Annotated in this window: 15 protein-coding genes; 8 read left to right on the top strand and 7 right to left on the bottom strand. The window is 67.0% G+C overall.

What is annotated here, in order from left to right; all coding sequences use genetic code 11:
• Positions 1-65 precede the first annotated feature (65 nt).
• Positions 66-1988 carry an RNA polymerase sigma factor RpoD gene (gene rpoD, locus H556_RS0106490; protein WP_024353668.1) on the top strand — a complete coding sequence of 641 codons (1923 nt, stop codon included), beginning with the start codon at positions 66-68 and terminating at the stop codon, positions 1986-1988.
• Between the two features lie 213 nt (positions 1989-2201).
• Here the strand turns inward: rpoD and H556_RS0106485 are convergent, their stop codons facing one another.
• The 4 genes from H556_RS0106485 to H556_RS0106470 form a co-directional block, all read right to left on the bottom strand.
• A complete protein-coding gene (locus tag H556_RS0106485; RefSeq protein WP_024353667.1) occupies positions 2202-2555 on the bottom strand; it encodes a DUF1428 domain-containing protein in 354 nt (117 codons plus the stop codon).
• Positions 2556-2754: 199 nt separating this feature from the next.
• The gene (locus tag H556_RS0106480) at positions 2755-3249 is read right to left on the bottom strand and encodes a VOC family protein (protein WP_024353666.1); all 495 of its coding nucleotides are present in this window, start codon (positions 3247-3249) and stop codon (positions 2755-2757) included.
• Complete coding sequence (locus tag H556_RS0106475) at positions 3246-3722, bottom strand: SRPBCC family protein (RefSeq protein ID WP_024353665.1); 477 nt, start codon at positions 3720-3722, stop codon at positions 3246-3248. The genes H556_RS0106480 and H556_RS0106475 overlap by 4 nt, the downstream gene beginning before the upstream one ends.
• A 3-nt stretch (positions 3723-3725) precedes the next feature.
• Positions 3726-4169: a VOC family protein gene (locus H556_RS0106470; protein WP_024353664.1), complete on the bottom strand. Its 444-nt coding sequence runs from the start codon at positions 4167-4169 to the stop codon at positions 3726-3728.
• 122 nt (positions 4170-4291) lie between these two features.
• On the opposite strand from H556_RS0106470, the gene H556_RS0106465 reads away from it, so the two are divergent.
• The 3 genes from H556_RS0106465 (at position 4292) to H556_RS0106455 (ending at position 7618) form a co-directional block, all read left to right on the top strand.
• On the top strand, positions 4292-4951 hold the full coding sequence (locus H556_RS0106465; protein WP_245559427.1) for a winged helix-turn-helix transcriptional regulator: 660 nt from the start codon (positions 4292-4294) through the stop codon (positions 4949-4951).
• A 173-nt stretch (positions 4952-5124) separates the two neighbouring features.
• A complete protein-coding gene (locus H556_RS0106460) occupies positions 5125-7122 on the top strand; it encodes a DEAD/DEAH box helicase (RefSeq protein WP_024353662.1) in 1998 nt (665 codons plus the stop codon).
• Positions 7123-7297: 175 nt separating this feature from the next.
• Positions 7298-7618, top strand: a complete 321-nt coding sequence (locus H556_RS0106455) for an Mpo1-like protein (protein WP_024353661.1) — start codon at positions 7298-7300, stop codon at positions 7616-7618.
• 225 nt (positions 7619-7843) lie between these two features.
• On the opposite strand, the gene H556_RS0106450 is transcribed toward H556_RS0106455, so the two are convergent.
• On the bottom strand, positions 7844-8407 hold the full coding sequence (locus tag H556_RS0106450; RefSeq protein ID WP_024353660.1) for a 3D domain-containing protein: 564 nt from the start codon (positions 8405-8407) through the stop codon (positions 7844-7846).
• Between the two features lie 394 nt (positions 8408-8801).
• Here H556_RS0106450 and H556_RS0106445 point away from each other — a divergent pair, with 394 nt between their 5' ends.
• The 3 genes from H556_RS0106445 (at position 8802) to H556_RS0106435 (ending at position 11714) form a co-directional block, all read left to right on the top strand.
• On the top strand, positions 8802-9833 hold the full coding sequence (locus H556_RS0106445) for a phospholipase C/P1 nuclease family protein (RefSeq protein WP_024353659.1): 1032 nt from the start codon (positions 8802-8804) through the stop codon (positions 9831-9833).
• Positions 9834-9924: 91 nt separating this feature from the next.
• Positions 9925-10863 carry a nucleoside hydrolase gene (locus tag H556_RS0106440; RefSeq protein WP_245559426.1) on the top strand — a complete coding sequence of 313 codons (939 nt, stop codon included), beginning with the start codon at positions 9925-9927 and terminating at the stop codon, positions 10861-10863.
• A complete protein-coding gene (locus H556_RS0106435) occupies positions 10860-11714 on the top strand; it encodes a ribokinase (protein WP_024353657.1) in 855 nt (284 codons plus the stop codon). Before H556_RS0106440 ends, H556_RS0106435 begins: the two co-directional genes overlap by 4 nt.
• A gap of 3 nt (positions 11715-11717) precedes the next feature.
• Here H556_RS0106435 and H556_RS0106430 read toward each other — a convergent pair whose 3' ends face one another.
• Positions 11718-11927: a hypothetical protein gene (locus H556_RS0106430; protein ID WP_024353656.1), complete on the bottom strand. Its 210-nt coding sequence runs from the start codon at positions 11925-11927 to the stop codon at positions 11718-11720.
• Between the two features lie 125 nt (positions 11928-12052).
• On the opposite strand from H556_RS0106430, the gene H556_RS0106425 reads away from it, so the two are divergent.
• Positions 12053-12826: a YebC/PmpR family DNA-binding transcriptional regulator gene (locus H556_RS0106425; RefSeq protein ID WP_024353655.1), complete on the top strand. Its 774-nt coding sequence runs from the start codon at positions 12053-12055 to the stop codon at positions 12824-12826.
• A gap of 7 nt (positions 12827-12833) precedes the next feature.
• On the opposite strand, the gene H556_RS0106420 is transcribed toward H556_RS0106425, so the two are convergent.
• On the bottom strand, positions 12834-13535 hold the full coding sequence (locus H556_RS0106420; protein ID WP_155802416.1) for a hypothetical protein: 702 nt from the start codon (positions 13533-13535) through the stop codon (positions 12834-12836).
• Positions 13536-13616: the final 81 nt, after the last annotated feature.

Below are 13616 nucleotides of genomic sequence, written 5' to 3'. Positions count from 1 at the left end.
CGTCGGGCGTTGTATTTTCGCCGCAGGGGCCTGATCACCCCCCGTCGGCCGTGGAGACAGACTGAATGAGCGCGCAGACCGAGACGCAGGACGCCGAAACCAACACCGACGGGCCCCTGCTCGATCTCACCGACGCCGGGGTGAAGAAGTTCATCCGCCAAGCCAAGACGCGCGGCTATGTCACGATGGAGGAGCTGAACAAGGTCCTGCCGTCCGAAGAAGTCACGCCGGACCAGATCGAAGACATCCTGGCCATGCTGTCGGAGATGGGCGTCAACGTCGTCGAAGCCGAAGAGGACGCCGCCGAGGCGACCGGCACCGACGTCGCCGCCGCCGCCGAGACCTCGGTCGCCGAAGCGCCCGCCAAGTCCGCCTATGACCGCACCGACGACCCGGTACGGATGTATCTGCGCGAAATGGGCACGGTCGAGCTGCTGAGTCGCGAGGGCGAAATCGCCATCGCCAAACGCATCGAGGCCGGCCGCGACGCCATGATCTCGGGGCTGTGCGAAAGCGCTCTGACGTTCGAAGCCATCATGGTGTGGCGCGAGGAACTGGCCAACAACCGCATCCTGCTGCGCGAAGTCATCGACCTGGACGCCACCTACGGCATCCTCAACCCCTCATCCCTGCCGCATAACCAGCCCGCCCCGGCCCAGCCGACCGGCGAGCCGGACGGCGACGGCGAAGAGGACGACGACGAGGACTTCGACGACGGCGGCGCCATGTCGATCTCGGCGCTGGAAGCCGAACTGCGCGACGGCGTCATGGAGGTGCTGGACGCCATCGCCTCGGACTTCGGCGAGTTCCGCAAGCTGCAGGACAAGCTGGTCGAGGCGCGCCTGAAAGGCGATGTCCTGACCGCCAAGGACCAGAAGACCTATGAGTCCCTGTCGACGGCGATCTCGGACCGTCTGAAGACGATGAAGCTGAACAACGCCCGCATCGAGGCGCTGGTCGAGCAGCTCTACGCCATCAACAAGCGTCTGATCGGTCTGGAAGGTCGCCTTCTGCGTCTGGCTGACGGCTACGGCATCTCGCGTCCGGAATTCCTCAAGGCCTATTTCGGCTCGGAGACCGACCCCAACTGGGCCGAGCGCATCAAGGAGATGGGCGTCCGCTGGACTAAGTTCAGCGAAAACGAGACCAGCCAGATCGGCGACATCCGCAGCCGGATCGCCGCTGTGGCGTCCGAGGCCGGGGTGCCGATCGACGACTATCGCCGCATCGTCCAGATGGTTCAGAAGGGCGAGCGCGAGGCCCGTCAGGCCAAGAAGGAAATGGTCGAGGCCAACCTGCGCCTCGTGATTTCCATCGCCAAGAAATACACCAACCGCGGCCTGCAGTTCCTGGACCTGATCCAGGAGGGCAACATCGGCCTGATGAAGGCGGTCGACAAGTTCGAGTACCGCCGCGGCTACAAGTTCTCGACCTACGCCACCTGGTGGATTCGTCAGGCGATCACCCGCTCGATCGCCGACCAGGCCCGCACCATCCGCATCCCGGTGCACATGATCGAAACGATCAACAAGATCGTCCGCACCCAGCGTCAGATGCTGCACGAGATCGGCCGCGAGGCGACCCCGGAAGAGCTGGCCGAACGTCTGGCCATGCCGCTGGAAAAGGTCCGCAAGGTGCTGAAGATCGCCAAGGAGCCGATCAGCCTTGAGACGCCAATCGGCGACGAGGAAGACAGCCACCTGGGCGACTTCATCGAGGACAAGAACGCCATCCTGCCGATCGACGCCGCGATCCAGTCGAACCTGCGTGAAACGACGACCCGCGTCCTGGCTTCGCTGACCCCGCGCGAAGAGCGCGTCCTGCGGATGCGCTTCGGCATCGGCATGAACACCGACCACACCCTGGAAGAGGTCGGCCAGCAGTTCTCGGTCACGCGCGAGCGCATCCGTCAGATCGAGGCCAAGGCCCTGCGCAAGCTGAAGCACCCCAGCCGGTCGCGGAAGCTGCGGAGCTTCCTGGACTCCTAAACGAGACGATGAAGATCAAAAGGGCGGCTCCCTCGGAGCCGCCCTTTTTTGTTTCTCCTCCCCATGAAATGGGGAGGTGGATCGGCGGCGTAGCCGTCGAGACGGAGGGGCCGATGGCTTCCGCTGTCGCAAGCCCCTCCACCACTTGGCAGCTCCGCGCCGCCCTTCGGGTCGTGGTCCTCCTCCCTACGATGTGGGGAGGAGAGCGCCGCTTTACTGCTTCTCGTCGAAGATGGTCTCGAAGCCGCCCCACATCATGCGCTTGCCGTCGAAGGGCATGTCCATATTCGCCATGGCGGGGTCGTCCTGCATCTTGGCCCAGGCGTCGTCGGCGGTCTTCTTGTCGGGCCAGATCAGCCAGGAGAAGACGACGACCTCGCCGTCCTCCAGCTTCACCGACATGGGGAAGCTGGTGACCTTGCCGTCGGGCACGTCTACGCCCCAGTTCTCGACATGGGCCAGGGCGCCGTAGCCCTTGAACAGCGGCCAGGCGACGCGTGCGGACTCGATGTAGCGGTCCTTGTTCTCGACCTTCACGGGGGTCAGGAAGCCGGTGATGTAGGTCATTTTAGTTCTCCTTCGGAGGTTGGCCCCTATCGCTCGCCGCGCGGCGGCTCGCTGCTTGAGGGGCGGGGCGGTCGTGTCGTGGCGGGAAGCAACTGATCATTCAGGCCGCGTCGGGTCGAAAAGGCGGAGCCTTTTGATCGCGGCCCACTAGAACAGGCCGCGTCGGGTCGAGAAGGCGGAGCCTTCTGACCGCGGCCCACTAGGAAGAAGCCGCGTCTGCGGCGGCGTCCAAGGCGGCGATGTCGATCTTGTGCATGGTCATCATCGCCTCGAAGGCGGCCTTGGCGCGGGCGGGGTTGGGATCGTCGTAGAAGGCCATCAGGCGACGCGGCGTGATTTGCCAGTTCACGCCCCAGCGGTCCTTGCACCAGCCGCAGGCGCTTTCGGCCCCGCCGTTGCCGACGATGGCGTCCCACAGGCGGTCGGTCTCGGCCTGATCATCGGTCATGATCATGAAAGACACGGCCTCGGTCTGGGGGAAGATCGGGCCGCCGTTCAGCCCCATGTAGCGCCTGCCGGCCAGGGTGAACTCGACCACCAGTTCGGCGCCTTCAGGATTGGAGGGATTGTCAGCCGGGCTGGCGACGACGCGGTCGATGCGGCTGTCAGGCAGGCCCAGCGAGACGTAGAACTCGGCCGCCTTCTTCGCCTGGCCCAGGTCGTACCAGATACAGGGAATGATCTTGTCGTTCATGACGCGCTCTCCTGCGGGGTGAGGTTTTCGGCGACCTGAGCCAACTGGTCGGCGGCGGCGCCCCACCCGGTCTCGAAACCCATGTCGCGGTGGGTCAGCATGGCCTGCTCGGTCCAGTGGCGGGCGCGGGCGGTGTAGCGCGTGCCGTCGCCCTCTAGCTCGAAGGTGTCGATGCGGACGAAGTTCATGTCGCCGGGCTGCGGAATCCAGCCCTCGGTGAAGGCGCTGGTCGTCACCAGGCGGCGGCCCGTCTCCACCTCCAGCACCACGCCGCGATACTCATGCCGCTCGCCCTCGGGCGACTCCATGACGACATCGGCGCGGCCGCCGGGGCGCAAGTCATGGTCGACCGACACCGTGCGCCACGGGCGAGGCGTGAACCATTCGGTCCCGTGTCGGGTCCAGGCGCGCCACACCCTCTCCGGCGGGGCCTTGATGAAGCGGCTGACGGCGAGTTCGTAGAGGCCGCTCACGGCTCAGCCCCCGCCGACCTGAGCGGCGAAGCCTTCCGGACCTTGCGCGGCGGCTTCCGGGTCCATCCACATGATCTCCCAGATGTGGCCGTCGGGGTCGGCGTAGCTGCGGCCGTACATGAAGCCGTAGTCCTGTTTGGCGCTGGGGTCGGCCTGGCCGCCGGCCTTGGCTGCGCGCTCGACCACGGCGTCGACGGCCTCGCGGCTGTCCTCGGAGAGGCAGAGCAGCACCTGCGCCGTCTTGTGCGCGTCGGGGATGGAGCGATCGGTGAAGGTCGCCCACTTCTCATGCGTCAGCAGCATGGCGTGGATGGTGTCGGAAAAGACCATGCAGGCCGCCGTCTCGTCCGAGAACTTCGGGTTCTTGCTCGCCCCCACCGCCTCGTAAAAAGCGACGGAGCGCGGCAGGTCGGCGACCGGCAGGTTGATGAAGATCAGCTTGGGCATCGGCGTTTCCTCCCTCTGCGCGGCCCTCCCTCCCCGGACGGCCTGCTCTGTGGTGTGGCGATTTCTGCGCCTCGATGTTATGTTAGTCAACTATGAAGTTAGAAAAAGTAACTAAGCAGTCATTGTCTCGATCCCGGCGCTATCATGACGCCTGCGGAGCGGCGCACGGGCTGGATCTGGTGGGCGAGCGCTGGGCCTTGCTGGTCATCAGAGAACTCATGATGGGGCCGCGCCGTTTCAGCGACCTGCGAAAAGATCTGTGCGGCCTGTCGGCCAATGTGCTGACCCAGCGGCTGGAGGGGCTGGAAGCCTCGGGCGTGATCCAGCGCCGCAAGCTGCCGCCGCCCGCCTCGGTCCAGGTCTATGAGCTGACCGACTGGGGCTATGAGATCGAACCGGTCTTCATGGTGCTGGGTCGCTGGGCCGCGCGCTCGCCCCAGCACGACCCGACCCTGCCGATCAGCGCCGTCTCCATCATGCAGTCGTTCAAGACGATGTTTGATCCTGTGCGCGCGCTGGATGCGAAGATGCGGCTGGGTTTTGTGCTGGACGAGGATCGTATGGTCGTGACTGTCGCGGACGGGGTCATCGACGCTCGGCGCGGCGAGGTCGAGGCCTGCGACGTGGTGGTGCGCGCCCCGGCCCAGGTCGTCGCGGCCGCCGTCTACGGAAAGGTCCCGCTGGAGGCTCTGGACGGCGAGGGGACGATGGCGGTCGAGGGCGATCGGGCGATGTTCGCGCGGTTCGTGGACTTCTTTCACCTGCCGGATAAGGCGGGGTAGGGGGCCGCCCTGTTTCTCGCCGCGGTGGTGAACGCCGGTCGATTTGTGAAAATCGGCCCCACCGGCGCCCTTATTCGTGTATAGGGAGCGCCTTCCCCGACGCCCGGCAGGCTGCGACGCCTCGCCGGGCGCGGCCGTTTAACGGTCGCCTCATCTGAATTTCCAGGCCCTTCATGCCCTTTCCCGCGATCCATCCCGCGCTTGACCGCGCCTTGCTGAACAAGGGCTATCTTGAGCCCACGCCGGTCCAGGCGGCCGTGCTGGAAGGCCATGGCGAGGCGGATCTGCTGGTCTCGGCCCAGACCGGGTCGGGCAAAACGGTGGCCTTCGGCCTGGCGGCGGCGCCGACCCTGCTGGGCGACGCCGAGAAGTTCGGTCAGGCCGACACGCCGCTGATGCTGGCCATCGCGCCGACGCGCGAACTGGCGCTGCAGGTCGCGGCCGAGCTGGAATGGCTCTATGCCGAGGCGGGCGCCAAGATCGTCACCTGCGTCGGCGGCATGGACGCCCGCAAGGAAGCCCGCGCCCTGAACCACGGCGCCCACGTCGTGGTCGGCACGCCGGGCCGTCTGAAGGACCACATTGATCGCGGGGCGCTGGACCTGTCGGCCGCGCGCGTCGTCGTGCTGGATGAAGCCGACGAAATGCTGGACATGGGCTTCCGCGAGGACCTGGAGTATATTCTGGATCAGGCGCCGGAAGAGCGCCGCACCCTGCTGTTCTCGGCCACCATCGCCCGCGACATCGCGATCATGGCCAAGCGCTATCAGAAGGATGCGGTGCGCATCGACACCGTCGACCGCAGCCAGCCGCACAACGACATCGAATATCGCGCCATGCGCATCGCGCCGAATGAGATCGAGCGCGCCGTGGTCAACGTGCTGCGCTATTTCGAGGCGCCGGGCGTGCTGGTCTTCTGCTCGACGCGGGATTCGGTGCGTCACCTGCAGGCCTCGCTGGTCGAGCGCGGCTTCGCCTCGGTGTCGCTGTCGGGCGAGATGGGCCAGCGCGAGCGTAATGAGGCGCTGCAGGCGCTGCGTGATCGCCGCGCCCGCGTCTGCGTCGCCACCGACGTGGCCGCGCGCGGTCTGGACCTGCCCGATCTGGGTCTGGTGATCCACGCCGAACTGCCGATCAACAAGGCGACCATGCTGCACCGTTCGGGCCGCACCGGCCGTGCGGGCAAGAAGGGGATTTCGGTCCTGCTGGTCCCGCACAGCCGTCGCCGCAAGGCCGAGATGCTGTTGGGCTCGGCCGGGGTCGAGGCCGTCTGGTCGGGCGCCCCGACCGCCGATGAAATCCGCGCCCAGGACGAACAGCGCCTGCTGGCCGCGCCCGTCTTCGCCGAGGAAGGCTCGGACGAGGATGCGGGCCTGATCGCGACGCTGGTCAAGGAGCGCACGCCGGATGATCTGGCGCGCGCCCTTCTGGTGCTGCTGCGCAAGAACCTGCCCGCGCCGGAAGACCTGACCGATCCGGGCGAAGGCCCGCAGCGCAAGCCGCGCAAGGACCGCGATGCGGCGGGCGGCGACGACTACGCCCCCGCACCGTGGCCGGGTGATCGTCTGCAACCGGACGAGGTCAGCTGGTTCCGTCTGGACATCGGCCGCAACCGCAACGCCGATCCCAAATGGCTGATCCCGCTGATCTGCCGTATCGGCGGCATCACCAAGCAGCAGATCGGCTCGATCCGCACCTTCCCCGAAGAGACCCGTTTCGAGGTCGCCCTGACCCACGCCGACGCCTTCCGAGCTGCTGCCGCCCAGAGCAGGGAAGAGGCCCGCATCACCCCGTCCGAGGCGCCGACGCCCGGCTCGATGAAGGGCGCGCGCAACCGTAATTTCGAGCGCGACGGCGAGGCTCGTCCCTTCGCCAAGAAACCTTTCCGCCGCGACGAGGACGGTCAGGGCCGCCCGCCGTTCAAGAAGAAGCCGTGGAGCCCTGAGGGCGACGCAGGCCGCAGCGCGGATGGCGAGCGTCCCTTCAAGAAAAAGCCCTATGCGCCCCGCACCGATGCTGCGCCAGCTGAAGGCGGCTTCAACAAGAAGCCGGGCTTCAAGGACAAGGGCGACAAGAAGCCGTTCACGCCCAAGCCGGGCTTCAAGGGCAAGCCTGACTTCAAGGCCGGGGCCAAACCTTTCGCCAAGGGCCCGAAGGGCAAACGGGCTTAAACGGCCCGCTCATCCCCGCGGAGGCTGGGACCCAGTAAGAGCCACACGCTCATCGTTTAGAGTGGCTATCCGCGCGCTTTCGGCCAAAGCACTGGGTCCCCGCCTCCGCGGGGATGAGCGGTGTGGATGGGGCGAACGACTTGCTCCCGGCGCGATCCGGGGGCAGGCTGGGGTCATGAGCATCGAGCAACCCCAAGGGCGGTACGCCTCGTTCGAGGCCTTCTACCCCTATTACATTCATGAGCACTCGAACCGGACGTGCCGCCGCATCCATGTGGTCGGGACGGGTTTGGTGATCGCGGCCTTTCTGGCCTTCTGCTTCACCTTGAACCCCTGGTGGCTGCTGGCCATGCCGCTGGTCGGCTACGGCTTCGCCTGGGTCGGGCACTTCTTCTTCGAGAAGAACCGGCCCGCGACGTTCAAATACCCGCTGTGGAGCCTGATGGGCGATTTCCGCCTGTTCTTCGAGACGGTCAGCGGCAAGCGGAAATTCTGACTGCGCCTTTCCTCCCCATGCAATGGGGAGGGGGACCGCGAAGCGGTGGAGGGGACGGGACGGCGAGTCCTGTGCAGGCGGATAGGCATTAGGTCGCGGAACCAAGCAGCCCCTCCGTCACGTCGCCTTCGGCGCCGCGCCACCTCCCCACTGCGTAGGGAGGAGAACGAAAAAGGGCGACCGGTTCGATCCGGCCGCCCCTTTTTCTCGTCAGTCTGAAAGCCCTCAGTTCGAGGCCGTCTCCCACGCCGGGGGGCAGCCATCGAAATCGCCCGCGTCGGCGATGGTCAGGGTCTTCATGTTCAGGGTGCGGGCCTGCTGCATCGAGCCGCGGCCGTGGCCGGTGTAAAGGTCGATCTTGGCGCCCTTGATCGCGCCGCCGGTGTCGGACGCGTACCAGTAGCCGTCGTGCACCGTGCCGTCGCTCATGCGCAGACCGACCGTCTCGCGGATGAACAGCTTGGTGCGGCGCGGGATGACGCGCGGGTCGACCGCGACCGTGCGCATCGGAATCGGGCGGCAGCCCAGAGAATCGTTGCCGGTCGCTCCACCGCCGCCGGCGTGATAGAGGCGGGCCGAGGCGCGCCAGTCGGGATCGCCGGCCATCAGCTCAAGCTGTTCGGCCGACAGGTCCGCCGTCTCGACGGATTCGATGGAACCAGGGGCCGTCGCGGCGGCTTCTACGATTGCGGCGTCGCGGGCGACGGCCGTTTCGTAAGGGACAGGCTCTCCGGACCCGGAGAAGGCCATGGTCCACAACATGGCAAGCGCGGCGGCCGTGCTCAACATCGTTCAAACTTCACGCAGCACCGGTCCCGACACGCTCCGGCGCGGCGGTTTTTGACGGCCAATTGCGGCGCAATTGCGGCGAATGAGATCAGCGGCTGTATCGATAGTGGATAAGGCGCAAATGGGGCCAGTCTATCGCCGGTCGGTCTCAGACTATCATGACTATATCATATCAGTATTTGACTGATTTGAGTTCTATACTTTGACGTGTGTCTGTGTCGTTAACGACTTGATCGTGGCCCCTAACACTTTATTGGCAAGAAAAGCTGGCGATGACGCCAAGATAACGGCGGCGTGATCGGCGCTGCGGCTGTCATCCGGGGCGGGTAGAGGCGGGCGCGGGAATGGGATAAGCCGTCGTTTCCCCTTCTGAAATTTCCGATGGCGCCGCCTCATGAACCGACAAGTCAAACGACTGATGATTTCCGCCGCCGCCCTGATGCTGGTTGCGGCGCCCGCCGTTCAGGTCGAGGCTTGGGGCAGTTCGGGCCACCGGATGATCGGCGTGGCGGCGATGCGCCACCTGCCGGGCGATCTGCCCGCCTTCCTGCGCACGGCCGGGGCCGCAGCAGACGTCGGCGAATATTCGCGCGAGCCTGACCGCTGGAAGGGCGCCGGCCAGCCGCACGACCGCGAGCGCGACACCGCCCACTTCGTCGACATGGATGATGAGGGCCGGGTGATGGACGCGCGCGGCATGACGATGGCCGATCTGCCGCGTCTGAAGTCGGAATACGACGCCGCCCTGATCCGCGCCGGTCTGGATGTGGATAAGGCGGGCTATCTGCCCTACGCCATCATGGACGCCTGGCAGAATCTGGAGCGCGACTTCGCCTATTGGCGCGTGCTGAGCGCCGCCGAGGCGCGCGAGCCGGATCTGGCCAGACAGGCCTGGTATCGCGCCGACCGCGAACGCCGCGAGCAGCTGATCCTGCGCGACATCGGGATCCTGAGCCACTTCGTCGGCGATGCGGCCCAGCCGCACCACACGACCATCCACTTCAACGGCTGGGCGGGCGAGACCAACCCTGAAGGCTTCACCAAATCGCGCCGCACGCATGGCGACTTCGAGGGCGCCTTCACCAGCCGGACCCTGCGTCTGGAGGCGGTCGAGGCGGCGATGGTCCCGATGAGTATCGAAGGCTTTGACGTGCGGGCGCGGACGGCTTCGCACCTGAACGCCACCCTGGCGACGGTCATCCCCTTCTATCGGATGGAGAAGGCGGGCGCGTTCAAGGATACGGACCCGCGCGGCGCCGTCTTCGTCAATGAGCGGCTGGCGGCCGGGGCGTCGGAACTGCGCGACTTCGTGTCGGCCGCCTGGCGCGTCTCGGCCAGCAGCAGCATCGGCTGGCCGGCGGTCAAGGTCGCCGAGGTCGAGGCCGGGCGGGTCGATCCGTGGGCTTCTATGGTGGGCGAGGACTGACGCACGCGTAAGACGGTTGGCTCAGGACGATTGATTCAGCACGATTGATTCAGGCGGCGGCAGGCGGCACACCGGATCGGTGAAACAGAGCTTGATCATTGATTGCGACCCCGGCGTGGACGACGCCACCGGGTTGCTGACCGCCTTCGCCTCGCCTGATCTCGACCTGCTGGCCGTGACCACGGTCGGCGGCAACGTCAGCGCCGCCAAGACCGCGCGCAACGCCCGCATCCTGCGCCAGATCGCCGGGCGCGAGGACGTGCCGGTCTATCGCGGCGCCGAACGGCCCCTGCGCCGCGCCCCGGCCGGAGCGGGCGAGTTTCACGGACGCGAAGGACTGGGCGACCTGACGCCGTTCGAGCCTGTCGCCCCGGTCGCCGAGGGTACGGCGGCGGGGGCCATCGTGCAGCAGGTGATGGCGCGCCCGGAGGGCTCCGTGGCGCTGGCGATCATGGGGCCTATGACCAATCTGGCGCTGGCCATGCAGGCTGAACCGGCGCTGGCGGCGCATCTGGGGCCGGTGGTGGTCATGGGCGGGGCGCGCGCAGAGGGGGGCAACATCACAGCCTCGGCCGAGTTCAATATCTGGGCTGACCCGGACGCCGCGGCCGAGGTCTTCGCGTCCGGTTGCCGCATGATCGTCATGGGGCTGGACGCCACCCATCAGGTGCGGGCGACCGAGGAGCGGATCGCGAAGATAGAGGCCTTGCCCACGGCCTCGGCCCGTACGGCGGCGGCCATGCTGCGTTTCTCCCAGCGGGTGGAGCGGCAGATCGTCGGCTGGGACGCCGGGCCTCTGCATGATCCCTGTACTGTCGCCTGGCTGCTGAAGCCGGAGCTGTTCGAACTGGCGCCCTGCCGCATCGCGGTGGAGACCGAAAGCGCGTTGACCCGCGGCCACACGGCGGTCGAGTTCCGCGTCGATGCGGCGACGGCCAACCATTTCTGGGCGACGAAGGCCGATGCGGCCGGAATCTTCGCCCTGATCGCCCAGCGCCTAGGAGCTAAAGAAGAGGGAGAAGGCGCATGAGGATCACCGTCGTCGGCTCGATCAATCTGGATTTCGTGGCGGCGGCGCCGTCCCTGCCTGCGCCGGGCGAGACGGTGACGGGAGCCAGCCTGTCCCGCCATCCCGGCGGCAAGGGCGCCAATCAGGCGCTGGCGGCGCGCAGGCTGGGCGTCGAGGTGTCGCTGATCGGCCGGGTCGGCGACGACGAGATGTCAGGTGCGGCGGTCGCCCTGATGCTGGCGCACGGCGTCGACCTGTCGGGAGTGGAGACGGACATCGCCGCGCCCACCGGCGTGGCCCTGATCACCGTCGATCCGACCGGCGAGAACCAGATCGCCGTGGCCGCCGGCGCCAACCACTTCGTCACGCCCGAACAACTGCCTGCGCGAATCGAAAGCCCGCTGATCGCCCAGTTGGAACTGCCGATCGAGACGGTCGAGGCGGCCATCGGCCGTGCGACGGACTTCGTCTGTGTCAACCTGGCGCCCGCCGCGCCGGTGTCGGAGGCCCTGTTGCGCCGGGCCGACCTGCTGGTGGTCAATGAGACTGAGGCCGCCTTCTATGGCGACGCCCTGCACGTCGGCGGCGGCATGGTGGTCGTGACCAAGGGCGCGCGCGGAGCGGTCATGTATCGACGCGGGGTCGAGATGGCCTGGGCCACGCCGCCGCGCATCACGGCCGTGGACGCGGTCGGAGCGGGGGACGCCTTCGTCGGGGCGATTACGGTTGCGCTGCTGGAGGGCATGGCGCCGAACGATGCGCTGCATTTCGCCTGTGCGGCCGGTGCGCTGGCGGCGACCCGGCCGGGGGCGCAGCCGTCGCTGGGCGACCGCGCTGAGGTTCAGGCCCTGATAGCTCAGGGCGCCGCGTAAGGCTCAGTTCCGGTCGTACAGACGCATGATCGCCAGGGCGCCCACCGTGGTCAGAACCCCCAGGGCGAAGGCGCCGACCAGGGAGCTGGTGGCCGCGGCGGTGGAGACCGTCACTGGCCGTTTTGCGTACCATTGCACGATCTCGCCGGCATTGGCGTGGTCGATGCCTTCATCATAGGCTTCGTCCAGATAGGTGTCGTCAGCGGCGGCCATCGGCGTCTCCCAATCATGCCCGCGGTTAATCCCCGGCGCGGTCCGGCGGTTCCCCTCAGGTGACAGAAGGGAGTCTGTCCATTAAAGGACCTGCCCCAACTTACAAATTCCTGTCGGGTGAGACCATGGCCGGCCATTCGAAATTCAAGAACATCATGCACCGCAAGGGGCGCGCCGATGCCGTGCGCTCCAAGCTCTTTTCGCGTCTGTCACGGGAAATCACCGTGGCGGCCAAGTCGGGGATGCCGGACCCGGCGATGAACCCCCGGCTGCGCCTGGCGGTAAACAACGCCAAGGCCGAATCGATGCCGAAGGACAACATCGAGCGCGCCATCAAGAAGGCCTCGGGCGGCGAAGTCGATGCGATGGAGGAAATCCGCTACGAGGGCCGCGGCCCCGGCGGCGTTCAGGTCATCGTCGAGGTGCTGACCGACAACCGCAACCGCGCCGCCTCGGGCGTGCGCTCGGCCTTCGCCAAGAATGGCGGGGCGCTGGGCGAATCGGGCTCGGTCACCTTCATGTGGGATCGGGTCGGCAAAATCGACTATCCGGCCGAGGCGGGCACCGAGGACGCCGTCATGGAAGCGGCCATCGAGGCGGGCGCCCAGGACGTCGAGAGCGATCTGGTCAAGCCGGACATCTATGAGGACGCGCCGGGCCACACCATCTGGACCGCCTTCGAGGACCTGAACGAAGTCGCCGAGGCCATGTCCAAGGTGCTGGGCGATCCCAAGTCGACCGCCATCGTCTGGAAACCTCAGTCGGAAATCGACCTGGAAGGCGATTCCGTCGGCGTCCTGTTCAAGCTGCTGGACGCGCTGGACGCTGAAGACGACGTGCAGCAGGTCTATTCCAACGAGAACGTCTCGGACGAAGACGCGGCGAAGTTCGCGGGCTGAATCCTGTTCAGCTGCAGTCGGCCGTCCATTCCGCATCCGGCTCGGCGGCTTTGAGGCTGCTGAGCGTCGGGATGTGTCTTTCCGCATCCGCCGTGATCGTCAGGCTGGACCAGGCGCTGCCAGTCGGCGCTTCACGGCGATAGACGGTCATAGCGAAGGGGACGCGCCCCGCCGCCTCTACGCGATAGACGGTGTTGGATTCCCCGGCGCCGAAGGCGTAGCAGCCGATCGGCATGACCACGGCGTCGCGCGTCCGTAAGGCCTCGACGATCTCATAGGGCACGGGTTCGCCGACGGCGGTCCACCCCAGTTCCAGCAGGGTGGTCGGCCCGCGTCGGGCCACGACCTTTACCGGGCCGAGCGCGCCCTCGAACGCCTGGGCGTCGGGGCGGGCCGGCAGCCAGCGCACCCCTGTCGCCCGCGCCTTGACGTCGGCGGGATCGAGCGCGGCGGGAGCGCCCTCGGCGAATGGAGACAGGATGGCGTCGACCAGGGGGTTTGAGCGCGTCACCGCCGGCCAGGTTTCGGCGCAGTAGGACGCCGCCCAGTCGGCCCCAGGGTTCTGAGCCAGGGTGCGCTCGCGACAGCGGCTGAGGAAGTGATCGCGAGCGTCCTGGGGCGCGGCGACGGGCGCGCTCAGGGCCGCCCCGGCGGCGGTCAGGCTGAGACCGGCGGCGAAAAGAAAGCGGCGCATGACACGAGGAGACATGGAAAGGCTCCGACGTTTGTTCCCCGAATGACATTATGCCTGAAATATCGCCGTTGCGGGAGTCCGGCGGAACCCGCCCGC

It is taken from the genome of Brevundimonas naejangsanensis DSM 23858 (assembly GCF_000421705.1).
Lineage (GTDB): Bacteria > Pseudomonadota > Alphaproteobacteria > Caulobacterales > Caulobacteraceae > Brevundimonas > Brevundimonas naejangsanensis.
Note: the sequence above shows the minus strand (reverse complement) of the source record. Positions and strands in the feature narration are given on the sequence as shown.

Coding starts and splice junctions, on each gene's coding strand:
- rpoD (WP_024353668.1), top strand. CDS start 66: ATGAGCGCGCAGACCGAGACGCAGGACGCCGAAACCAACACCGACGGG.
- H556_RS0106485 (WP_024353667.1), bottom strand. CDS start 2,555: ATGACCTACATCACCGGCTTCCTGACCCCCGTGAAGGTCGAGAACAAG.
- H556_RS0106480 (WP_024353666.1), bottom strand. CDS start 3,249: ATGAACGACAAGATCATTCCCTGTATCTGGTACGACCTGGGCCAGGCG.
- H556_RS0106470 (WP_024353664.1), bottom strand. CDS start 4,169: ATGCCCAAGCTGATCTTCATCAACCTGCCGGTCGCCGACCTGCCGCGC.
- H556_RS0106460 (WP_024353662.1), top strand. CDS start 5,125: ATGCCCTTTCCCGCGATCCATCCCGCGCTTGACCGCGCCTTGCTGAAC.
- H556_RS0106455 (WP_024353661.1), top strand. CDS start 7,298: ATGAGCATCGAGCAACCCCAAGGGCGGTACGCCTCGTTCGAGGCCTTC.
- H556_RS0106450 (WP_024353660.1), bottom strand. CDS start 8,407: ATGTTGAGCACGGCCGCCGCGCTTGCCATGTTGTGGACCATGGCCTTC.
- H556_RS0106445 (WP_024353659.1), top strand. CDS start 8,802: ATGAACCGACAAGTCAAACGACTGATGATTTCCGCCGCCGCCCTGATG.
- H556_RS0106435 (WP_024353657.1), top strand. CDS start 10,860: ATGAGGATCACCGTCGTCGGCTCGATCAATCTGGATTTCGTGGCGGCG.
- H556_RS0106430 (WP_024353656.1), bottom strand. CDS start 11,927: ATGGCCGCCGCTGACGACACCTATCTGGACGAAGCCTATGATGAAGGC.
- H556_RS0106425 (WP_024353655.1), top strand. CDS start 12,053: ATGGCCGGCCATTCGAAATTCAAGAACATCATGCACCGCAAGGGGCGC.
- H556_RS0106420 (WP_155802416.1), bottom strand. CDS start 13,535: ATGTCTCCTCGTGTCATGCGCCGCTTTCTTTTCGCCGCCGGTCTCAGC.